This is a genomic window from Rhodovulum sp. YNF3179 (assembly GCF_050586465.1).
Taxonomy (GTDB): Bacteria; Pseudomonadota; Alphaproteobacteria; order Rhodobacterales; family Rhodobacteraceae; genus CAJXYS01.
In genome coordinates this window covers 54,697-73,593 of sequence record NZ_JBOCEG010000006.1, presented here as the reverse complement: position 1 = coordinate 73,593, position 18,897 = coordinate 54,697, and the positions used below count along the sequence as shown (strand labels likewise).

Annotated in this window: 24 protein-coding genes and 1 other RNA gene; 10 read left to right on the top strand and 15 right to left on the bottom strand. The window is 65.4% G+C overall.

Annotation, left to right across the window (positions count from 1 at the left end):
• Window positions 1-108 precede the first annotated feature (108 nt).
• The gene (locus tag ACQ5SP_RS11990; protein WP_430938613.1) at window positions 109-318 is read left to right on the top strand and encodes a DUF1127 domain-containing protein; all 210 of its coding nucleotides are present in this window, start codon (window positions 109-111) and stop codon (window positions 316-318) included.
• Window positions 319-436: 118 nt separating this feature from the next.
• Window positions 437-1,162, top strand: a complete 726-nt coding sequence (locus tag ACQ5SP_RS11985; protein ID WP_430938612.1) for a Bax inhibitor-1/YccA family protein — start codon at window positions 437-439, stop codon at window positions 1,160-1,162.
• Window positions 1,163-1,224: 62 nt separating this feature from the next.
• Here ACQ5SP_RS11985 and ACQ5SP_RS11980 read toward each other — a convergent pair whose 3' ends face one another.
• The 10 genes from ACQ5SP_RS11980 to ACQ5SP_RS11935 all read right to left on the bottom strand — a co-directional run bounded on the left by ACQ5SP_RS11980 (window position 1,225) and on the right by ACQ5SP_RS11935 (window position 8,127).
• Window positions 1,225-1,734, bottom strand: coding sequence for a GNAT family N-acetyltransferase (locus ACQ5SP_RS11980; protein ID WP_430938611.1), 510 nt, complete (start codon window positions 1,732-1,734; stop codon window positions 1,225-1,227).
• Between the two features lie 75 nt (window positions 1,735-1,809).
• The gene (gene rpmG / locus ACQ5SP_RS11975; RefSeq protein ID WP_305971184.1) at window positions 1,810-1,977 is read right to left on the bottom strand and encodes a 50S ribosomal protein L33; all 168 of its coding nucleotides are present in this window, start codon (window positions 1,975-1,977) and stop codon (window positions 1,810-1,812) included.
• Window positions 1,978-2,088: 111 nt separating this feature from the next.
• Window positions 2,089-3,387 carry a chromate efflux transporter gene (gene chrA, locus ACQ5SP_RS11970; protein WP_430938610.1) on the bottom strand — a complete coding sequence of 433 codons (1,299 nt, stop codon included), beginning with the start codon at window positions 3,385-3,387 and terminating at the stop codon, window positions 2,089-2,091.
• 60 nt (window positions 3,388-3,447) lie between these two features.
• An RNA gene (rnpB, locus tag ACQ5SP_RS11965) (RNase P RNA component class A) lies at window positions 3,448-3,839 on the bottom strand.
• A gap of 11 nt (window positions 3,840-3,850) precedes the next feature.
• On the bottom strand, window positions 3,851-4,552 hold the full coding sequence (locus ACQ5SP_RS11960) for an N-acetylmuramoyl-L-alanine amidase (RefSeq protein ID WP_430938609.1): 702 nt from the start codon (window positions 4,550-4,552) through the stop codon (window positions 3,851-3,853).
• Between the two features lie 17 nt (window positions 4,553-4,569).
• Window positions 4,570-5,148, bottom strand: coding sequence for a hypothetical protein (locus ACQ5SP_RS11955; protein ID WP_430938608.1), 579 nt, complete (start codon window positions 5,146-5,148; stop codon window positions 4,570-4,572).
• A gap of 40 nt (window positions 5,149-5,188) precedes the next feature.
• Window positions 5,189-6,676 (bottom strand): Asp-tRNA(Asn)/Glu-tRNA(Gln) amidotransferase subunit GatA, encoded by a 1,488-nt coding sequence (gene gatA / locus ACQ5SP_RS11950; protein ID WP_430938607.1) that lies wholly within the window; start codon window positions 6,674-6,676, stop codon window positions 5,189-5,191.
• A 4-nt stretch (window positions 6,677-6,680) separates the two neighbouring features.
• Complete coding sequence (gatC, locus tag ACQ5SP_RS11945; protein WP_430938606.1) at window positions 6,681-6,968, bottom strand: Asp-tRNA(Asn)/Glu-tRNA(Gln) amidotransferase subunit GatC; 288 nt, start codon at window positions 6,966-6,968, stop codon at window positions 6,681-6,683.
• A 35-nt stretch (window positions 6,969-7,003) separates the two neighbouring features.
• Window positions 7,004-7,672, bottom strand: coding sequence for a ceramidase domain-containing protein (locus ACQ5SP_RS11940; RefSeq protein ID WP_430938605.1), 669 nt, complete (start codon window positions 7,670-7,672; stop codon window positions 7,004-7,006).
• Window positions 7,669-8,127 (bottom strand): nucleoside deaminase, encoded by a 459-nt coding sequence (locus ACQ5SP_RS11935; RefSeq protein WP_430938604.1) that lies wholly within the window; start codon window positions 8,125-8,127, stop codon window positions 7,669-7,671. The genes ACQ5SP_RS11940 and ACQ5SP_RS11935 overlap by 4 nt, the downstream gene beginning before the upstream one ends.
• Window positions 8,128-8,209: 82 nt before the next feature.
• Between ACQ5SP_RS11935 and ACQ5SP_RS11930 the strand changes: the two genes are divergently transcribed.
• The 6 genes from ACQ5SP_RS11930 (at window position 8,210) to ACQ5SP_RS11905 (ending at window position 13,262) form a co-directional block, all read left to right on the top strand.
• Window positions 8,210-8,995, top strand: coding sequence for a pseudouridine synthase (locus tag ACQ5SP_RS11930; RefSeq protein WP_430938603.1), 786 nt, complete (start codon window positions 8,210-8,212; stop codon window positions 8,993-8,995).
• A gap of 92 nt (window positions 8,996-9,087) precedes the next feature.
• Complete coding sequence (locus ACQ5SP_RS11925) at window positions 9,088-9,294, top strand: hypothetical protein (protein ID WP_430938602.1); 207 nt, start codon at window positions 9,088-9,090, stop codon at window positions 9,292-9,294.
• 1 nt (window position 9,295) lies between these two features.
• Window positions 9,296-10,177, top strand: a complete 882-nt coding sequence (locus ACQ5SP_RS11920; RefSeq protein WP_430938601.1) for a 5-bromo-4-chloroindolyl phosphate hydrolysis family protein — start codon at window positions 9,296-9,298, stop codon at window positions 10,175-10,177.
• A 13-nt stretch (window positions 10,178-10,190) separates the two neighbouring features.
• On the top strand, window positions 10,191-11,360 hold the full coding sequence (locus ACQ5SP_RS11915; protein ID WP_430938600.1) for a toxic anion resistance protein: 1,170 nt from the start codon (window positions 10,191-10,193) through the stop codon (window positions 11,358-11,360).
• Window positions 11,353-12,300 carry a DUF2927 domain-containing protein gene (locus ACQ5SP_RS11910; protein WP_430938599.1) on the top strand — a complete coding sequence of 316 codons (948 nt, stop codon included), beginning with the start codon at window positions 11,353-11,355 and terminating at the stop codon, window positions 12,298-12,300. Before ACQ5SP_RS11915 ends, ACQ5SP_RS11910 begins: the two co-directional genes overlap by 8 nt.
• A gap of 11 nt (window positions 12,301-12,311) precedes the next feature.
• A complete protein-coding gene (locus ACQ5SP_RS11905; RefSeq protein ID WP_430938598.1) occupies window positions 12,312-13,262 on the top strand; it encodes an SPFH domain-containing protein in 951 nt (316 codons plus the stop codon).
• Between the two features lie 43 nt (window positions 13,263-13,305).
• Here ACQ5SP_RS11905 and ACQ5SP_RS11900 read toward each other — a convergent pair whose 3' ends face one another.
• A complete protein-coding gene (locus ACQ5SP_RS11900) occupies window positions 13,306-13,722 on the bottom strand; it encodes an Hsp20/alpha crystallin family protein (protein WP_430938597.1) in 417 nt (138 codons plus the stop codon).
• A gap of 149 nt (window positions 13,723-13,871) precedes the next feature.
• On the opposite strand from ACQ5SP_RS11900, the gene dtd reads away from it, so the two are divergent.
• Complete coding sequence (gene dtd / locus ACQ5SP_RS11895; RefSeq protein WP_430938596.1) at window positions 13,872-14,315, top strand: D-aminoacyl-tRNA deacylase; 444 nt, start codon at window positions 13,872-13,874, stop codon at window positions 14,313-14,315.
• On the opposite strand, the gene ACQ5SP_RS11890 is transcribed toward dtd, so the two are convergent.
• Window positions 14,305-15,066, bottom strand: a complete 762-nt coding sequence (locus ACQ5SP_RS11890) for an ABC transporter permease (protein WP_430938595.1) — start codon at window positions 15,064-15,066, stop codon at window positions 14,305-14,307. The genes dtd and ACQ5SP_RS11890 overlap by 11 nt on opposite strands.
• Window positions 15,063-15,989 carry an ABC transporter ATP-binding protein gene (locus ACQ5SP_RS11885; RefSeq protein WP_430938594.1) on the bottom strand — a complete coding sequence of 309 codons (927 nt, stop codon included), beginning with the start codon at window positions 15,987-15,989 and terminating at the stop codon, window positions 15,063-15,065. Before ACQ5SP_RS11885 ends, ACQ5SP_RS11890 begins: the two co-directional genes overlap by 4 nt.
• Window positions 15,990-16,205: 216 nt before the next feature.
• Between ACQ5SP_RS11885 and ACQ5SP_RS11880 the strand changes: the two genes are divergently transcribed.
• Window positions 16,206-16,850, top strand: a complete 645-nt coding sequence (locus ACQ5SP_RS11880) for a transglutaminase-like cysteine peptidase (protein ID WP_430938593.1) — start codon at window positions 16,206-16,208, stop codon at window positions 16,848-16,850.
• Window positions 16,851-17,062: 212 nt separating this feature from the next.
• Here the strand turns inward: ACQ5SP_RS11880 and ACQ5SP_RS11875 are convergent, their stop codons facing one another.
• Window positions 17,063-18,463, bottom strand: coding sequence for a tetratricopeptide repeat protein (locus ACQ5SP_RS11875; protein ID WP_430938592.1), 1,401 nt, complete (start codon window positions 18,461-18,463; stop codon window positions 17,063-17,065).
• 243 nt (window positions 18,464-18,706) lie between these two features.
• A partial coding sequence (locus tag ACQ5SP_RS11870) for a hypothetical protein (protein WP_430938591.1) occupies window positions 18,707-18,897 on the bottom strand: 191 nt, incomplete at its 5' end.

The following is an 18,897-nucleotide window of genomic DNA, read 5'->3' as shown; positions in this document are numbered from 1 at the left end:
GACCAAAAACATTCATTTCACATATGGACCACAAACTGCCAGATACATCAAGCATCCTGATGCAAACCTTCTGACCCATCACGTTTGAGACATATCGCGGAACCGGCCATGACCCTTCACAGCCACACCTTCACACAGTCCCGCCCCCTGCGGCGCCGGTCGCTTGTCGACACGCTGCGCAGCATCCACGCCACCTGGCGCCAGCGCCGGGCGCTCGCCGCGCTCGATGCTGCGGCGCTCAAGGATATCGGCCTGACCGAGCGCGACGTGCACCGGGAAATCCGCCGCCCGATCTGGGACGTGCCCGCGCACCGCTAAAAATGGGCATTTGCCGCACCGGTTAAGCTTGAAAACTTGGCCATGCTTGCCGATATTTGTTCCAAGGTCTCCGCGATCCCCCGCGGAAGCCGATGGGTCAAGTAAGGAGAGGAAAGCAATGGCTGAGTTCGAGACGATCCGGCGCGAGGGCGTCGGCGCCCGGACTGCTCAGATCGACGAGGGCCTGCGGGCCTATATGAACAAGGTCTACGGGCTGATGTCCGTGGCCATGCTCATCACCGGGGGCGTTGCCTATGCGGTCGGCACCAACGAGGCGATGCTCGCGGCGATCTTCGGTTCCCCGATCAAGTGGCTGGTGATCTTCGCCCCGCTTATCGTCGTTTTTGCCTTCAGCGCGATGATCAATCGCCTGTCGGCCGCCACCGCGCAGGCCGTGTTCTGGGGCTTCGCAGCCCTGATGGGGCTGTCGATCAGTTCGATCTTCGCGATCTACACGGGCATCTCCATCGCCCAGACCTTCCTGGTCACCGCGATCGCCTTCGCCGGTCTCAGCCTCTACGGCTACACGACCAAGAAGGACATCAGCGGCTGGGGCTCGTTCCTGATCATGGGCGTGATCGGCCTTATCGTGGCGTCCATCGTGAACCTCTTCCTCCAGTCCGAGGCGGTGATGTTCGCGGTATCGGCGCTCGGTGTTCTGATCTTCGCCGGCCTGACGGCCTACGACACGCAGAGCATCAAGAACGAGTACATCCAGCACGCCGCTCATGGCGACCAGGAATGGCTCGGCAAGTCGGCGATCATGGGTGCGCTGCGCCTCTATCTCGACTTCCTGAACATGTTCATGTTCCTGCTGCACTTCCTCGGCGCGACGCAGGAGTGACGCGGCGCGCGGCGCAGCAGACAAAGGTGCATCTCGGGGCCGGCACAGCGCCGGCCCCTTTTTTATGACAGCGCGCGCAGCATCCGCACCGCCGGGAAGACGATCCCGGGGCGGAGCGTGACCTCCACGGCGCCCAGCGTATCGAAGCCCATCGCCCGGTAGAACGCCACCGCCGTCCGGGTCGACAGGCAGTCGAGCCGCTCTGCCCCGGCCCGACCGGCCGCGGCCGCGATCTCGTCCATCAGCGCCCGCCCGACGCCCCGGCGCAGGGCCGCGGGATCGGTCGCCACGTGCCGCATATGGGCGGTGCCCGGCGTCACGCCGCCCCCGCCGGGCGCCTTGAGGCTCCAGCCACCCGCGCCCAGCAGCCGGCCCTCGGCGTCCTCGGCCAGGTAGTACCGCCCCGAGGCCACCAGCGACGGGCTGGCCCGGGAAATCAGCGGCAACGCCGTCACCAGGACCGAGGGCGGATAGTCGGCTTTCAGCAGCTTGGGATAGGACCGCGCCAGCAGAACGTCGATCCGGGCGATATCGGCGGGCGAGGCAGGTCGCAGCGTCAAGGTGGCAGGCATCGGGCAGGCTCCGGAAAAGAAAAGGGCCGCGCTGGCGATCCAGCGCGGCCCGTCCGTCTCTCGGTCAGGGAAGGCTTACTTGATCTTGCCTTCCTTGTACTCGACGTGCTTGCGCGCGACCGGATCGTATTTCTTGATCGACATCTTCTCGGTCATGGTGCGTGCGTTTTTCTTGGTCACGTAAAAGTGGCCGGTGCCTGCCGTGGAGTTCAGGCGGATCTTGATCGTGGTCGGCTTCGCCATGTCTGTCTCCTTCGGCGGACCAAGCGTTCTGACGCGGTGCCGCCCCGTGAAATCTGAGCCTCGCCTTTTATACGTCTCAGACCCCGAGTCAACCGCAAAACCGGGATGATCTCAGCCCGCGATCAGGGCCCATGCCACCCCCAGCAGGGCCGAGATGCCGAGCACCGCGATCAGCCCGAGGCGTAGCCACAGCAACAGCACCCCGGCGACCAGCGCCAGCAGAACCGCACCGGGATCCAGCGTCGCCCAGTCCGGCGTCCAGAGGGTGAACGGCCCGGCGGCGCGGGCGGTCACCTCGCCGAAAAAGACGTGCAGCGCGAACCAGATCGACAGGTTGAGGATCACCCCGACGACGGCCGCGGTGATCGCCGAAAGCGCCGCCTTGAGCCGCGGCCGCGTGGCGATCACGGCGACATAGGGCGCCCCGGCGAAGATCCACAGGAAACAGGGCGCGAAGGTCATCCAGAGGGTCACCGCCGCCCCGGCCAGGCCCAGCGCGAGGCCGCCGGCCTTCTCTGCCGCGAGGAAGCCCACGAACTCGGTCACCAGGATCAGCGGGCCGGGCGTCGTCTCGGCCAGCCCCAGCCCGTCCATCATCTCGCCCGCGGTCAGCCAGCCCTGCGCGTTGACCACGTCCTGGGCCATGTAGGCCAGCACCGCGTAGGCCCCGCCGAAAGTCACGACCGCGAGTTTCGAGAAGAAGAGCCCGATTTCGACCAGCAGGCTGCCGGGGGCCGCCAGCCAGAGCACCGCGAGCGGCGCCCACCAGACCGCGAGCCACAGCAGGATCGTGCCGAGCGTGCGCGAGAGCGGCCGCGTCACCGGCGGGGCTGCGGGCCCGGCATCGCCGCCCCGCAGCAGGCCGTAAAGCGCCGCCAGCGCCACGATCAGCGGAAACGGCGCGGAGAGAAAGAAGATCGCGACGAAAGCCAGCGCCGCGATCATCCAGCGGTCGGGCTCCTTCAGCGCGCGGCGCGCGACCTTCAGCAGCGCCTCGATCACGATGACGACCACCGCCGCCTTCACCCCGAGGAAAAGCGCCTGAACCAGCGGAACCGCGCCGATCGCGGCATAGAGCGCCGCCAGCGCGAGCACCACCGCCGCGCCCGGCAGCACGAAGAGCAGCCCCGCCGCGAGGCCGCCGGCCACGCCGTGCAGCCGCCAGCCCGCATAGGTCGCGAGTTGCATCGCCTCGGGGCCCGGCAGCAGCATCGAGAAGGAGAGCGCGTTCAGGAACTCGTCCTCGCCGAGCCAGCCGCGTTCCTCCACCACCTCGCGGTGCATCAGGGCGATCTGGCCGGCCGGCCCGCCAAAGGACAGCACCCCGATCCGCGCCCAGACGCGCAGCGCCGCGCCGAAGCCGGGGGCGGCGGGGGTGGATGCGGTCTCGGTCAAGCGGGTCTCCGTCATGGGGGCGGTTCGATCCCCGCCTCTGGCAGGCGAGGATGACACGGGAATGACGGATAGAACATGCGCGGATGGCCTGTAAGCCGGATTCTGTCCAGGCCGCGCAGTGGCACGGCCCTGGATGACCATTCCTCTGGTCCCGGCGTCGCCGCCGGGATCGAGCTGCCAACCCGGGTCCCTGGGCTGAAGCGTGCCTGCCCCGGATCGCTCCGGGGCGCGGAACCCCTATTCGGCATTGCTCCCGGTGGGGCTTGCCGTGCCGGTCCTGTTGCCAGTCCCGCGGTGGGCTCTTACCCCACCGTTTCACTGTCACCCCGGCCTAGGCCGGGGCCACCTGTTTTCTGTGGCGCTTTCCCTCGGGTTTCCCCGGCCGGGCGTTACCCGGCACCGTCGCTCCATGGAGTCCGGACTTTCCTCGCCCCGGTCGCCCGGGGCGCGGCCATCCGGCCATCCGCGCCGCTTGCACTTAGGGATTGGCCGGGGCGCGGTCAAGCCGAACCGGCCAGCGCGCCGCGAGATCGGCGAGGCAGGCGAGGTCGTCATCGCCCAGCGGTCCACGCGCATGGGGCCGGAAACGCAGGCGGAACGCGGCGAGCACGTCGGCCTCGGGGTCCGCGCTCTCGGGGAAGACATAGCCCACCCGCCCGGCCAGCGTTCGAAAGCCCTGCCCACCCGCGTCGCGCCGGCCCGGCCAGATCCCGTGCCCCGAGAGCGCCAGGCGGCGCCAGTCGAATTTCGGGCCGGGATCTGCCTTGCGGTCCGGGGCCATGTCGGAATGCCCGATCACCCGCTCGGGCGGGATCGCCCAGCGCGCGCGCACCCCCGCCAGCAAGGTCTCCAGCGCGGTCATCTGCGGCGCGGGAAAGGGCGGCAACGCCGCCAGCAGACCCGGATTGGCAAGCTCGATCCCGATGGAGCGGGAATTCACGTCCCGGACATCGCCCCAGGCGCCGCGCCCGGCATGCCAGGCGCGCGCGTCCTCGGGGACCAATTCGAAAACCGTGCCCGACGCGTCGACCAAGTAGTGGGCCGAGACCTCCGCCGCCGGGTCCGAGAGCCGCGCGAGCGCCGCCTCGGCGGTTTCCATCGCGGTATAGTGGATCACGACCATGTCCGGCACCGCACCGCCCCGGCGCGGCCCGTGATTGGGCGAGGGATGCGCGGCCATCCGCACCGCGCGCGGCCTCAGTTGGCCATCCGGCGGAAGATTTCCGGCGACCAGTCACAGGCGAAGCCGTCGCCGTCCGGGTCGAGCCCGAGCCGGTCGCGTTCCGGGCCGCCGGACTCGAGGAACGCCATCTGTGCGTCGTTCGCCGTCTTGAAGCGGCCGCAGCGCCGCCCCCCCGTCACGTTTGCAAGGGGACCCCGGCGATACACCTCGTCGCCCACGGAATGGGTGGTCGACAGCGCGAACTGGGCGATGTTGACCCGGTTCCGGCGTTCCGGCAGCGGCTGGGGTTCGACGAATTCATATTGCTGCCGCATGGCCTGCAGCCGTTCCGCGTCGGATTCGATGGTTTGCCGCGCGCTGACGGCCTCGAAGTCCTGGGTATCCGAAATGCCGGGGTTGTTGACGTCGATCTCGGGGCCGCCCCCGTCGACGGTTTCGGTCCCGGCGGGCGGAACCGTCGAGGCCGTTCCCTGGAGCGCGCTGTCGCGGGCGGCGCGTTCGTCCAGGGTGGCGCCATAGAAGCCCGACTCCGGCACCCGCGGCGCACAGGCCGCAAGGATCACAAGACCGCCTAACGCAAGGAACCGCCGCATTTTTCCGCCTCGAGCTGGGAACCGTTCAGACCGGGTGGTCTTACCACCATTTCCCGGGCTTGGAAACAAACTGCGCCGCCCGTTCGAGCGCATAGGCAGTATTCAGCAGATCGTCCTCTCCCCAGGGCCGGCCGATCAGTTGCAGACCCAGCGGCAGCCCCTGCGTGTCGAGCCCGGTCGGCACAGAGATGCCCGGCAGGCCGGCAAGGTTCACCGTCACGGTGAAGACGTCGTTGAGATACATCTGCACCGGGTCGTCATCCGACACCTCGCCCAGGCCGAACGCCGCCGAGGGGGTCGACGGCGTCAGGATCGCGTCGATGCCTTGGTCGAAGACGGTGTCGAAATCCCGCTTGATCAGCGTGCGCACCTTGCGGGCACGGTTGTAATAGGCGTCGTAGAACCCCGCAGACAGCACGTAGGTGCCGATCATCACCCGGCGCTGCACCTCGTGGCCGAAGCCCTGCGCGCGCGTGCGTTCATACATCTCGGTGATGCCGTCGCCCTTCTCGAGCGCGGCGCGGAAGCCGTAGCGCACGCCGTCGTAGCGCGCGAGGTTCGACGACGCCTCGGCCGGCGCGATCACGTAGTAGGCCGGCAGCGCGTATTTCGTGTGCGGCAGCGAGATGTCCACCACCTTCGCGCCCGCGTCGCGCAGCATCTCGGCGCCCTCGGCCCAGAGCCGCTCGATTTCTTCGGGCATGCCCTCGAGGCGGTATTCCTTCGGCAGGCCGACCGTCTTGCCGCGGATATCGCCCGTCAGCGCGGCCTCGAAATCCGGGACCGGAAAATCGGCGCTGGTCGAATCCTTCGGATCGTGCCCGGCCATCGCGCCCAGCATGATCGCCGCGTCGCGCACCGTTTTGGTCATCGGGCCGGCCTGGTCCAGCGACGAGGCGAAGGCCACGATGCCCCACCGCGAACACCGGCCATATGTGGGCTTGAGCCCGACCGTGCCGGTAAAGGCCGCGGGCTGACGGATCGAGCCGCCGGTATCGGTGCCGGTCGCCGCGAGGCAGAGATCGGCCGCCACCGCCGCGGCCGAGCCGCCCGACGAGCCGCCCGGTGTGAGCCGGACGTCCGAACCCTGCCGGCGCCAGGGGTTGACCACGGGACCGTAGACGCTGTGCTCGTTCGACGAGCCCATGGCGAACTCGTCCATGTTGAGCTTGCCCAGCATCACCGCACCCGCGTCCTGCAGGTTCCGGGACACGGTGGACTCGTATTCGGGCGTGAAGCCGTCGAGGATCTTCGAGGCCGCCTGGCTCTGCACGCCCTTGGTGCAGAAAAGGTCCTTGATGCCGACCGGGATCCCGCACATGGCCGGCGCGTCGCCCGCTTGCAGGCGGGCATCGGCCGCCTGCGCGCGCTCCATCGCGATCTCGGGCGTCTTGGCGGCGTAGGCATTCAGCGCGTCGGCGCCGTCGATGGCCGCGACGGCGGCCTCGGCCAGTTCGACCGCGGTCACCTCGCGTTTGCGCAGCTTGTCGCGGGCCTCGGCGATGGTCAGTTTCGTCAGGTCGCTCATCGCCTCACTCCACCACCTTGGGCACCGCGAAAAAGCCCTCGCGCGCATCGGGCGCGTTGGAGAGCACTCTCTCGGGGTAGCCGCCGTCGGTCACCACGTCCTCGCGGCGCTTCAGGCGCATCGGCGTGACCGATGTCATCGGCTCGATGCCCTCGATATCCACCTCGTTGAGCTGTTCCATGAAGGTTAGAATGCGCGAGAGTTCGTCGGCGAGGGTCGGCAGATCGCCGTCTGCGACCTCGATCCGGGCGAGCTTGGCGACCCGGCGGGCGGTCTCTGTGTCGATCGACATGGGGCGTTCGTCCTGATCTGCGGTTCGCGCCCCGTTTAGCGCCCGGTCCTGCCCTCTGCAAGCCTGTGGCGGCGGTAGACCTCGATCATCCAGGCCAGCATCACCGCGTTCAGGATATGCCAGAGGAAATGCGTGCCCAGCGGCCAGGCCCCGCAGAGCGGAACGTCGAGGATCCGCGCCGTGATCGACAGGCCAAGGATCACCGCCCCGATCAGCAGGCCGCGCCCGACGTCGGGCAGCGGGCGCAACAGGAAGACACCGTAAAGCGCGATCAGCAGCCAGACCGAGATATAGGCCGACGACCCCGCCACCGCAGGCGGCAGCAGCGCGCCGATGGCATAGCCGACGGCGGCGGCGTAGGGGAAGAACAGCACCACGCCCACCCCGGATTGCCACCCCGGCAGGCCCAGGTAATGGCGATTGGCGGCATAGATGTAGATCAGGATGAAGCCCAGGATCGGCAGCACGTCCGCCATCGCCGACCAGGCCTGCGCGACGGTGTGGAACAGCCCCGACCCGATCCCGATCAGGAACAGCACCGCCGCCAGCGCCCGCGCCAGCGGCAGCGACGCCATGCCGGGTCGGGTCCAGGCCACGACGGCGGCGACCAGGAAGGCGAGGTTGGTGACCGCGTTGACCGGCTCGGCCCAGAGCCCGGGCTCCAGCCGCTCGCAATAACCGTCGATGTAGCGCGTCCAGGTCACCGGTCTCTGAGATCCGCGAAGAAAGAGGTCAGCAGCCGTTCCGCCTCCGCCGCCGCGATCCCGTCATAGACTTCGGGCGCGTGGTGACATTGCGGGTGGGCAAAGATCCGCGGTCCCTGCGCCACACCGCCCGACTTAGGGTCGGATGCGCCGTAGTAAAGCCGCCCGATCCGGGCAAATCCGATCGCGGCCGCGCACATCGGGCAGGGTTCGAGCGTCACGTGCAAATCATGCCCGGTCAGCCGTTCCGAGCCCAGCGCGGCGCAGGCCGCGCGGATGGCGAGAATCTCGGCATGGGCCGTCGGATCGGCCAGCTCGCGCGTGCGATTGCCGGCGCGGGCGACGATCCCCCCCTCGGGCGAGACGATCACCGCGCCGACCGGCACCTCGCCGCGGTCCCCGGCCGCGCGGGCCTCGGCGAGCGCGGCCTCCATATGCGACCGGAACGGGCTCATGAAACCGTGATGCCCCCTCCTCCGCGCCGCTGCAAGCGATGTTTCGCTTGGGTTCCCCGCCGCACCGCGATAGAGCGGGCGCATGAGCGAAACCGGAAAGACAGGCGAGCGCATCGCCAAGGTCCTGGCACGGGCCGGCGTGGCCTCGCGTCGCGGCGCCGAGGAGATCATCGCGGCCGGCCGCGTCACCGTGAACGGCAAGCGCATCGACAGCCCCGCGCTGAACGTGACGCCTGCCGACCGCATCACGGTGGACGGCAAGGAGATCGGCGAACCGGAGCCGCCCCGGCTCTGGCGTTATTACAAGCCGACAGGTCTGGTCACCACGACCCGCGACGAGAAAGGCCGGGCGACGATTTTCGACAAGCTGCCCGCGGAACTGCCCCGCGTGATGAGCATCGGGCGGCTGGACCTCAATTCTGAGGGACTGTTGCTGCTCACCAATGACGGCGAGGTCAAGCGCCGGCTGGAACTGCCCGCGACCGGCTGGCTGCGCAAGTACCGCGTGCGCGTCAAGGGCAGCCCGAGCGAGCAGATGCTGGAGCCGCTGCGCAAGGGGATCACCGCCGATGGCGAGCGCTTCCAGCCGATGACGGTCACGCTCGATCGCCAGCAGGGCGCCAACGCCTGGCTGACCGTGGGCCTGCGCGAAGGCAAGAACCGCGAGATTCGCCGCGCCATGGAGGCGATCGGCCTGACCGTGAACCGCCTGCTGCGCCTGTCCTACGGTCCGTTCCGGCTCGAAGGGCTGAAACCGGGCGAGGTCGAGGAGGTCCGCCCGCGCGTGGTGCGCGACCAACTCGGGCTCGCCCCCCCCGCGCAGGCCGCGAAACCCGGCAGGTCACCGGCCCGGCGCCGCAAGAAGTGATCGCGCAGGCTGGTCCGCCGCGCTACATGGCCGCTGGCCCCTATGCCGCAACTGCACTATGCTCGGACAGGTAACGCGAAACGGGGCTTGGGATGGCGCGACTGGTCCTTGCAGTTGTCTTCGTCGCCCTCGTGCTGGGCGCGGTGACCGTGGTCGCGCTTGGGCTCCGCGCCATAGCACGGCGTGGCGCAGGCGGAGAGGAAGACGACATGGCCGAGAACAGCTTCTTGCCGAAACTGGCCTATGCGCTCCTGCTGGCGCTGATCCTCTACGTGGCGTTCAACGCCGCAGGGGTCTGAGATGGCCGAGCGCTACGGCGGCAAATACAGCCCAGGCGGCGATCCGCGCGGATCGGCGACCGGGAACCGGTCACCGCTTGCGGGACTGCGGCCGAGCCGCGCAGGCATGCGGGTCAACCTGCTGTTCCTGGCCCCCCTGCCGCTGATCTGGAAGGGCTTCCGGGCCGAGCCGATCGTCATGGTCCAGTATTTCCTGGCCTTTGGGCTCATCATCGGGGCGGCCTGGATGACGCGCGAAGGGCTTCGCGCCGAAGAGGCCTTTGACGCCCGCCGCGTCGCCCGCCGCCCGGCCCTGCCCCGCAAGATCTTCGGCGCCGCGCTGATGGGCATGGGGCTCGGCCTGGCCGGGATCGCGGGCTACGGCCCGCTGGAGGCCGTGATCTTCGCCGCGATGGGCGCGGTGCTCCACCTCTTCGCCTTCGGGATCGATCCCCTGCGCGACAAGGGCGCGGGCGCCGATACCATCGCCACCCAGCGCGTCGCCCGCGCCGTCGAAGAGGCCGAGACCCATCTCGGCGCGATGACGAAGGCGATCCGGCAGCTGGGCGACCGGCGGCTTGAATCGCGGCTCTCGCGTTTCCAGGCCGTGGCGCGCGACATGTTCCGCACCGTCGAGGAAGATCCCCGCGACCTGCCGGCGGCCCGCCGCTATCTCGGCGTCTACCTGATCGGCGCACGTGACGCGACGACCAAATTCGCCGATATATATGCCAAGACACGGGACCCGCAGGCGCGGGCAGATTACGAGGCGCTCCTGAGCGACCTGGAAAAGAATTTCGAAGCGCGCCACCGGTCGCTGCTGCTGGACAACCGCACCGATCTCGACGTCGAGATCGAGGTCCTGCGCGAGCGGCTGGAACGCGAAGGCGTGCACCCAGATTGAGAGGGAAAGAGTTATGTCCGACAGCACACGTGACCGGGCGAAGGCCGATCTCGAGGAAGTCGAGAAGCTGAACGCCTTTGTCCTGCCCGAACCCGCGCCCGATGCGCGCCCCGCCACCGAGGCGGTCGCCGCGCGCATGGACGAGATCGACATGGGCGACACCAATTCGATCATCGCCTTCGGCAGTCGCGCCCAGACCGAGTTGCAGGCGATCAGCCAGAAGATGCTGGCCGATGTCCGGAACAAGGACGTGGGTCCGGCCGGCGACAGCCTGCGCGACATGGTCACGACGATCCGGGGCTTCTCGGTGTCCGAACTGGACATGCGCCGCAACCGGTCCTGGTGGGAATGGCTGACTGGCCGGGTCGCCCCCGCCGCCAAGTTCGCGGCCCGCTACGAAGAGGTGCAGGGCCAGATCGACCGGATCACCGACAACCTGCTGAAGCACGAGCACCGGCTTCTCAAGGACATCAAGTCGCTCGACAAGCTCTACGAGAAGACGCTCGATTTCTACGATGAGCTGGCGCTCTATATCGCCGCGGGCGAGGCAAAGCTGAAGGACCTCGACGAGACCGAAATTCCGGAACGCGAACGCGCGGTCGAAGCGGCGACCGAGTCCGAGCAGGTCATGAAGGCGCAGGAACTGCGCGACCTGCGCGCGGCCCGCGACGATCTCGAACGCCGCGTCCACGACCTGAAACTCACCCGGCAGGTGACGATGCAGTCCCTGCCCTCGATCCGGCTGGTGCAGGAAAACGACAAGTCGCTGGTGACCAAGATCAATTCCACGATGGTCAATACCGTGCCGCTCTGGGAAACGCAGCTTGCCCAGGCCGTGACGATCCAGCGCTCGTCCGAGGCCGCGCAGGCCGTCAGCGAGGCATCGGACCTGACGAACGAGCTTCTGACCGCGAACGCGGCCAACCTGAAGGACGCCAACGCGCGGATCCGCCGCGAGATGGAACGCGGCGTGTTCGACATCGACGCGATCCGCAAGGCCAACACGGACCTGATCGAGACCATCGAGGAAAGCCTGCGCATCGCCGACGAGGGCAAGGCCAAGCGTGCCGCGGCAGAGGAAGACCTCACCAAGATGGAAAGCGAGCTGCGCGACACCCTCGCCGCCGCCCGCGCCGCGCGGCCGGCCGTCACCGATGACGGAGACGGGCCTGCCGATGGCTGATCGGTCCGTGTTCCCGGGGCTTCGCGGGCTTCTCGCGACCGGCGCCCTGCTGGCCGCCCTGGCCAGTTGCGCCCCCATCGCGCCGATGGACTCGCCCGCCCCCGAACCCCGCCCGGACGCGGCGCAACCGTCCGAGGAAAGCCTGCGGCTGGCCCGGTATTACGCGGGGGTGCAGCAACGCCTTCTGGCGCAGGGGCTACTCCGGCGCGACATGGGCGGGGCGGACGTGCCGTTTACCGCCCGCAACCTGGTCGAGAACTTCGAGCGCATCGCGCTCTACGACGAATACGTCGTCAGCGGCGGGCGCTTCGTCCAGCAGCAGACCCCGAGCCGGCTGCGCCGCTGGGAAGACCCGATCCGCATGCGCCTCGTTTTCGGCCCGTCCGTCGACGCGGCCCAGCGCGGCGCGGATCGCCGCGATGTCCAGCGCTACGTCCAGCGCCTGTCGCGCGTGACCGGGCACCCGATCACCCTGACCGAGGGCACGGCGAATTTCGTCGTTCTGTTCCTCAACCGCGACGAACAGAAGACCATCGGCCCGCAGCTCGAGACGCTGATCCCGCGGGTCAGCCCGGCGGTCGTCAACGAGATCGTCTACAGCCCGCGCAACACCTTCTGCGCGGCCTACGCCCTGTCGAACCAGGCGGCGAACAGCGCCTATACCGCCGCCGTCGTGCTGATCAAGGCCGAGCACCCGGACCTGCTGCGGCTCTCCTGCATCCACGAGGAGATCGCGCAGGCGATGGGGCTTGCCAATGACAGCCCGATGGCGCGGCCCTCGATCTTCAACGATGACGAGGAGTTCGCGCTCTTGACCCGCCACGACGAGCTTTTGCTGGAAATCCTCTATGACGAACGGCTCGCGCTCGGCATGACGCCGGACGCCGCGCGCGCGGTCGTGCGCGAGATCGTCGCCGACCTGACGGGCGGCGAGAGCTAGGGGGCGGCGGGATGCCGATCTTCGATTTTCTCCGCGGCGAGTTCATCGACGTCATCCACTGGACCGACGACAGACGCGACAGGCTGGTTTGGCGCTTCGACCGGGCCGGCCACGCGATCCGCTACGGCGCCAAGCTGACGGTGCGTGCGGGCCAGGCGGCCGTCTTCGTCCATGAAGGCCAGGTCGCCGACGTGTTCGCGCCGGGCCTCTACCGGCTGGAAACCAACACCATGCCGGTATTGACCCGGCTCAAGCACTGGGATCACGGCTTCCGCTCGCCCTTCACCTCCGAGATCTATTTCGTCGCCACCACGCGCTTCCGCGATCTCAAATGGGGCACGCGCAGCCCGGTGATCCTGCGCGATCCCGAGTTCGGCCCCCTGCGTCTGCGCGCCTACGGCACCTACGCGATCCGGGTGATCGACCCGGCGCGTTTCCTGACGGAGATCGTCGGAACCGACGGTGAGTTCACGACCGACGAGATCAGCGACCAGATCCGCAACATCATCCTGCAACAGTTCGGCCCGGCGCTGTCCGGCGCGGGCCTCGGCGCGTTCGACATCGCGGCCAGCACCGGCGATCTGGGGCGTCGCGTCGCGTCCGATATCGCACCCGTGCTGGCCGAGTACGGCCTGGAGATACCCGAGCTCTACGTCGAAAAGGTATCTTTGCCCACGGCCGTGGAGGCCACGCTCGACGCGCGCGCGGCCTCGGGCCTCGGCCGCGCCGGCACGGACAAGACGCCCCCGCCGCCGCCCGCCGCGCAGGAATGGCATATCGCCGAGGGCGGCCAAAGCTACGGCCCCTACAGCCGCGAGACGCTGGCGCGGATGGCCCGCGACGGCCGCATCGGGTCGGGGACGCTGGCCTGGACCGCCGGGCAGCAGGGCTGGAAGCCGGCCGGAGAGATCGCCGAACTGGCGGCGCTCTTCGGCCCGCCGCCGCCGCCGCCGCGGGACTGACGGGGCCAGCCCCTGCCCCGGCGCGCCCCCGCCCTGTGCCGGCTCAGCCGCGCTTGATCGAGACTTTCTTCGCCGCCTCGGACGGCGCCTTGCGCTTGGGCACGCGGATCGTCAGCACGCCGTCCTTCAGGTCGGCCTCGACCTTGTCGCCATCGGCATCGGCCGGCAGCCGGAAGCTGCGGCTGAACGATCCGTACTGGCGTTCCGAGAAATACCAGGTGTCGCCCTTCTCCTCGCGCGAACTGCGTTTCTCGCCGGAAAGCGACAGCACCCCCTCGTCGACCGAAAGCGCGATATCCTCGGCCTCGACGCCCGGCAATTCGACGGCGATACGGTAGGCATCCGCCTCGGCCGAGGCCTCGCTGGCGGGCGCGATCCAGTCGGCGATCCGCGCGCCGGCCTGGCGGAAGGGTTCGTAAAGCGACGGCCAGAAGCCGCTGGTATGACGCTGTTCAACCATCACAAACCTCCATTGTCTCGGTTTCGATCCCCGTCGACTCTAGGGACCGGCGGCCGGTTCACCTTGACCTGCGTCAAGCGCCACGCGCATTGCCGCCCGGCCCCGCCTTCGATAAGGGAAATGCACCTGGGCAGGCGAAGGAGACGGCGATGCGGGCATTGATCCAGCGGGTGAGCACGGCGCAGGTCGCCGTGGACGGCGCGGTGATCGGACGTTGCGGTACGGGGCTGCTGATCCTCGTCTGCGCCATGCAGGGCGACACCGCGGCCGAGGCCGAGAAGCTCGCCGCCAAGATCGCCAGGCTGCGCGTGTTCAAGGACGACGAGGGCCGCATGAACCGCTCCATCACCGATATCGGCGGCAGCGCACTCGTGGTCAGCCAGTTCACGCTTGCGGCCGACACCCGGCGCGGCAATCGCCCCGGCTTCTCGGCCGCCGCCGCCCCCGAGGACGGCGCGCGGCTCTACCTGGATTTCGCCGACCGCCTCCGCGGGCACGGCATCGCGGTCGAAACCGGGCGCTTCGGCGCGGACATGGCGGTGAGCCTGACCAATGACGGGCCGGTCACGATCTGGCTCGACACTAGCTCTTGATCCGCCAGCCCGTGCGGAAAATCCACCAGGTCGCGCCGAGGCAGAGGCCGAGGAACAGCGCGATCATGGCAAGGCTGAGCCCGATGCCGACATCCGCCGTGCCGTAGAAGCTCCACCGGAAACCAGAGATCAGGTAGACCACGGGGTTGAAGAGCGTCACCGTCTGCCAGAACGGCGGCAGCATCGAGATCGAGTAGAAACTGCCGCCCAGGAAGACCAGCGGCGTGATGATCAGCAGCGGCACGAGCTGGAGCTGCTCGAAATTCTGCGCCCATATCCCGATGATGAAGCCGAACAGGCTGAACGACACGCAGGTCAGCACCAGGAAGACAAGCATCGCGACCGGGTGCAGGATCTGCACCTCCACGAAGAAGGTGGCCGTCCCGAGGATGATCAGCCCGATCAGCAGCGACTTGGTCGCCGCCGCCCCGACATAGCCGATCACGATCTCGAGGAAGGAGACCGGCGCGGAGAGCAGCTCGTAGATGGTGCCGATGAATTTCGGGAAATAAATCGCGAAGGAGGCGTTTGAAATGCCCTGGGTGATCACCGTCAGCATGATGAGCCCCGGCACGATGAAGGCGCCGTAGGCCACGCCCTCGACCGAGTCGATCCGCGACCCGATCGCCGCGCCGAACACCACGAAATAGAGCGAGGTCGAGATCACCGGCGAGATCACGCTCTGCGCGAGGGTGCGGTAGGTGCGGGCCATCTCGTAGCGGTAGATGGCCAGGATTGCCGGCCAGTTCATGACGCCTCCTTCACCAGGTCGACGAAGATTTCCTCGAGCGAGCTTTGCCGGGTCTGCACGTCGTGCAGCACCAGCCCCGCCGCCTGAATGTCGTTCAGCAACCGCGTGATCCCCGTGCGATCCGCGGCGGTGTCGTAGGTATAGACCAGCGCCGCGCCATCATCGGCGCGTTCGAGCCCGTAGGCCGCGAGGCTCTCCGGCAGGCGGTCGACCGGCGTGCCCAGCTCGATCCGCATCTGGCGCTTGCCCATCCGGCGCATCAGCGCCGCCTTTTCCTCGACCAGCAGGATACGGCCGCCATTGATGACCGCGACGCGGTCGGCCATCGCCTCGGCTTCCTCGATGTAGTGGGTGGTCAGCAGGATCGTCACGCCCGCATCCTGCAGGCCGCGCACGACCTCCCACATTTCCTTGCGCAACTCCACGTCCACGCCGGCGGTCGGCTCGTCGAGGAACAGGATCTGCGGGTCGTGGGCCAGCGCCTTGGCGATCAGCACCCGCCGCTTCATGCCGCCCGAGAGCGACATGATCTTCTCGTTGCGCTTTTCCCAGAGCGAGAGCTGGCGCAGCACCTGCTCGATCCGGGCCGGATCGGCCGGCCGCCCGAAGAGCCCGCGCGAGAAGCGGACCGTGTTGATGACCTTCTCGAAGGGCTCGAGCGCCACCTCCTGCGGCACCAGCCCGATCAGCGACCGCGCGCGGCGCCAGTCCTGCACCACGTCATGGCCGCCGACCGTCACCTGCCCGTCCGTGGGCGTGACCAGACCGCAGATGATCGAGATCAGCGTCGTCTTCCCGGCCCCGTTCGGGCCGAGCAGCGCGAGGATCTCGCCCTCTTCGATCTCGAGGCGCGCGCCCGAGAGCGCCGCGAAGCCGTTATCGTAGACCTTGGCCAGGTCCCGGACCGAAATGATGGAGTCCATGCCGCCTCGCGTTCTTGCCCTGGACGCAAGCTATCGCGTTTGGGCGGCGGGGCAAACAGGCGGTCAACAAACACCCCGAACAAGGGAGATTGGCCGCAAGACCGGACACAGTTCGCCACGCGCGGCCACAAAATCACCACAGACCCGACGTCATGACCGCAAGGTTCTGGGTCACGTTACCAGCATCACATGCTGCCTGACCTGGGGGTCTGAACGATGAAAACGCCATTCGAAAACGGTCAAACGCATCCGCGCATCCGCCGTGGCGCCCGCGGCGCGGCCGGTCTGCTTGGCGCCGCACTGATGGCGGTGGCGCTCTGCGCCGCCCCTGGCACCGCAACGGCGAGCGGCGCCTTCATCACGCCCAAGTACCCCGCCGCCGCCCCCGCGGGCGCCCGCGGCATCTGCCAGAAATACGGCTGGGCCTGCGAGCGCAGCGCCGGCAAGGCGCTCGACGAGGCGTCCATTCTGCGGCTGGCCAAGACGCTCAACCGCAAGATCAATCGCAGCGTCCGGCCGGTTTCGGACGAACGCCAGTACCGCCGGGCGGAATTCTGGACCCTGCCGACCACGCGCGGCGGCGACTGCGAGGATTTCGTGCTGCTGAAGAAGAAAACGCTGGCCGAGGCCGGCATCCCGTCCGACAGGCTGCTGATGGCGACGGTGCTGGATCGCGACCTGAACAACCACGCGATCCTGATCCTGCGCACCGCGCGCGGCGACCTGGTGCTCGACAATCTGACCGACCGGATCGTGCCCTGGGAGAAAACCCGCTACACCTTCCTGCGCATGCAGAACCCCGAGCGGCTCGACCGCTGGGACGCTATTTTTGCGGGGGGGCTGATCGGGGAGCGGGGGTGATACCTCTCAATTGCTGAAATTTATAGCGTGGGAACATTTCTTGGAACTCCTATCCCCGGCCCTGATACGGTTTAGGACAGCTAAATGCGGGGCGGGTCAATTAGGACTAGTAAAAACCCAAAAAGAGATTTGGAAGAAGAGGCATTAGGATTAAATTTTAAAGAACTGTAACCAGTTCAAATTTTCAAAATTCCATAATCACTATAAATACCTTACTTCGCAGAGGAAAAAGCCTCACTCATTATGGAATAATAGTAAGTGCGTGAGGATCGATAGCTTTTCCCATGCTCATTAGGACAAAGCATCGGTAGGTCTAGGAAAGATGCTACAAGTTCAAGCTTCTCATTAAAGGCTAAATCATCACCCTTGGCAGAAAGCCTTAAAAATTCCTTAGGCATGTTTCTGGAAATAACATGCGCAACCGCTTCGTAGTTTTTAATATATTTTTTTATTTCCTTGAAGCTGTAGGAATAACGATTTCCCTTGGAATACTCAGATGTGTACATGTCTACACTAAGCTCAGTAACGTCCCGTTCGACAAGAATTATTTTAAGATGGCCTAATATTGCACCAAGCGCACTTATGTAATGAATCAAGTGTGGATTAGTGCTGGTGACCAAATATTTTTCATCCAAATGCCTCACACCCCTTAGATAGAATAAATCCTTGGCCAAAGAGTTCTTTTGTGCGTCTGGGATTTCCCTACCCTTATCTAATTGTTTCTGAACCGATCTTAAAACTTGAAAGTTCACAGCCTCATATCTGGGCAAAACGAATTTAGACGTTGATATCAAACGCTCAATAGTTGTCTTACCAGACCTAGAAGGACCCAATATAATTAGGAACTTGGGAGCTTTGACATCAAAATCTCCAGATCTCACCGTCTGATTTAGAGCACGAAAATAGCTTGACTTCCATTTCTTTTCTTGCTGCGCAAAGTACACCCTTGGTATATCTTTTAATCGAGCTTCGTTTGCCGCAATAAATAACTTCGAAGCAGACTCGAATTCCCCTTTATGAACACGCAAATTTGCTAATGAAAATAGTCTTTGCGATTCTGGTATATCGTGCCATGAAAAACTTTTCAAGAAGCTATCAATTTCGAAAATAATTTCTTTTCTCAATGCGCCATATGGCATCTTTAATATTGAGCGAACAGCATTAAACTTTTCCGTTCTTGGGTAGTCTATGCCGTCAACGTGTATAATTTTATAGTATATAAGAATCGCTTCATCAAGGTTGCCCTGCAAAACAAGGGAATTTCCTAGGTTATTCAAATAACTCGCATTACTCGAGTCTATTTTATATGCACGCCGGTAGGAACTGATCGCATCGTCTATTTTACCCTGAGCATGGAAAACATTCCCGATGTTGCTGTGTGCGGCAGCGTTACTTGGATTTAGCTTTATGGCCGCCTTATAAGATGAAATGGCTGCATCGAGCTTTCCTAAAGCATTTAGCGAAATTGCGAGATTAAACCGGGCGGCTGACGACTTTGGATTCAGCGCAATCGCACGCCTGTAGGATTTTATTGCGTCTGGAAGTTTGCCAATTTTTTTATACTCTATTCCTTTCTGGTTATACTCCTCGGCTTTTTTTTCGTTATTTTTCATGCGTTTACCCTCTCACGCACCTGCCCCAACCAAGCAAAAAGTCAAACTTATAAATGACGAGCGCGCTTGTAGACGTCCATCCGATTTGAAATAAAGTATTGTAGTTTTTATTTTAAAAAAATTGAGCGGGCGAAATAAATTTTCGCCCGCAGCACCTCACTCTTTCAGAAGTCTCTCATTCAGCCCTTTTTTATGAATGAGGCATCTGGTTCAAACGTGTTTTTACTGGATCTGCTCAGACTACTAGCTCTGCTCAGACTGCTCAGACTGCTCACTCTGCTCACTCTGCTCACTCTGCTCAGACTGCTCACTCTGCTCAGACTGCTCACTCTGCTCAGACTGCTCACTCTGCTCAGACTGCTCAGACTGCTCACTCTGCTCAGACTGCTCAGACTGCTCACTCTGCTCAGACTGCTCAGACTGCTCACTCTGCT

Excerpts from the sequence above, each read along its gene's own strand:
- ACQ5SP_RS11935 (WP_430938604.1), bottom strand. The coding sequence starts at position 8,127 with ATGAGCCCGTTCCGGTCGCATATGGAGGCCGCGCTCGCCGAGGCCCGC.
- ACQ5SP_RS11920 (WP_430938601.1), top strand. The coding sequence starts at position 9,296 with ATGGCCGAGCGCTACGGCGGCAAATACAGCCCAGGCGGCGATCCGCGC.
- ACQ5SP_RS11875 (WP_430938592.1), bottom strand. The coding sequence starts at position 18,463 with ATGAAAAATAACGAAAAAAAAGCCGAGGAGTATAACCAGAAAGGAATA.
- ACQ5SP_RS11925 (WP_430938602.1), top strand. The coding sequence starts at position 9,088 with ATGGCGCGACTGGTCCTTGCAGTTGTCTTCGTCGCCCTCGTGCTGGGC.
- ACQ5SP_RS11890 (WP_430938595.1), bottom strand. The coding sequence starts at position 15,066 with ATGAACTGGCCGGCAATCCTGGCCATCTACCGCTACGAGATGGCCCGC.
- chrA (WP_430938610.1), bottom strand. The coding sequence starts at position 3,387 with ATGACGGAGACCCGCTTGACCGAGACCGCATCCACCCCCGCCGCCCCC.
- gatC (WP_430938606.1), bottom strand. The coding sequence starts at position 6,968 with ATGTCGATCGACACAGAGACCGCCCGCCGGGTCGCCAAGCTCGCCCGG.
- ACQ5SP_RS11985 (WP_430938612.1), top strand. The coding sequence starts at position 437 with ATGGCTGAGTTCGAGACGATCCGGCGCGAGGGCGTCGGCGCCCGGACT.
- gatA (WP_430938607.1), bottom strand. The coding sequence starts at position 6,676 with ATGAGCGACCTGACGAAACTGACCATCGCCGAGGCCCGCGACAAGCTG.
- ACQ5SP_RS11960 (WP_430938609.1), bottom strand. The coding sequence starts at position 4,552 with ATGGCCGCGCATCCCTCGCCCAATCACGGGCCGCGCCGGGGCGGTGCG.
- rpmG (WP_305971184.1), bottom strand. The coding sequence starts at position 1,977 with ATGGCGAAGCCGACCACGATCAAGATCCGCCTGAACTCCACGGCAGGC.
- ACQ5SP_RS11880 (WP_430938593.1), top strand. The coding sequence starts at position 16,206 with ATGAAAACGCCATTCGAAAACGGTCAAACGCATCCGCGCATCCGCCGT.
- dtd (WP_430938596.1), top strand. The coding sequence starts at position 13,872 with ATGCGGGCATTGATCCAGCGGGTGAGCACGGCGCAGGTCGCCGTGGAC.
- ACQ5SP_RS11955 (WP_430938608.1), bottom strand. The coding sequence starts at position 5,148 with ATGCGGCGGTTCCTTGCGTTAGGCGGTCTTGTGATCCTTGCGGCCTGT.
- ACQ5SP_RS11885 (WP_430938594.1), bottom strand. The coding sequence starts at position 15,989 with ATGGACTCCATCATTTCGGTCCGGGACCTGGCCAAGGTCTACGATAAC.
- ACQ5SP_RS11915 (WP_430938600.1), top strand. The coding sequence starts at position 10,191 with ATGTCCGACAGCACACGTGACCGGGCGAAGGCCGATCTCGAGGAAGTC.
- ACQ5SP_RS11900 (WP_430938597.1), bottom strand. The coding sequence starts at position 13,722 with ATGGTTGAACAGCGTCATACCAGCGGCTTCTGGCCGTCGCTTTACGAA.
- ACQ5SP_RS11990 (WP_430938613.1), top strand. The coding sequence starts at position 109 with ATGACCCTTCACAGCCACACCTTCACACAGTCCCGCCCCCTGCGGCGC.
- ACQ5SP_RS11905 (WP_430938598.1), top strand. The coding sequence starts at position 12,312 with ATGCCGATCTTCGATTTTCTCCGCGGCGAGTTCATCGACGTCATCCAC.
- ACQ5SP_RS11910 (WP_430938599.1), top strand. The coding sequence starts at position 11,353 with ATGGCTGATCGGTCCGTGTTCCCGGGGCTTCGCGGGCTTCTCGCGACC.
- ACQ5SP_RS11980 (WP_430938611.1), bottom strand. The coding sequence starts at position 1,734 with ATGCCTGCCACCTTGACGCTGCGACCTGCCTCGCCCGCCGATATCGCC.
- ACQ5SP_RS11930 (WP_430938603.1), top strand. The coding sequence starts at position 8,210 with ATGAGCGAAACCGGAAAGACAGGCGAGCGCATCGCCAAGGTCCTGGCA.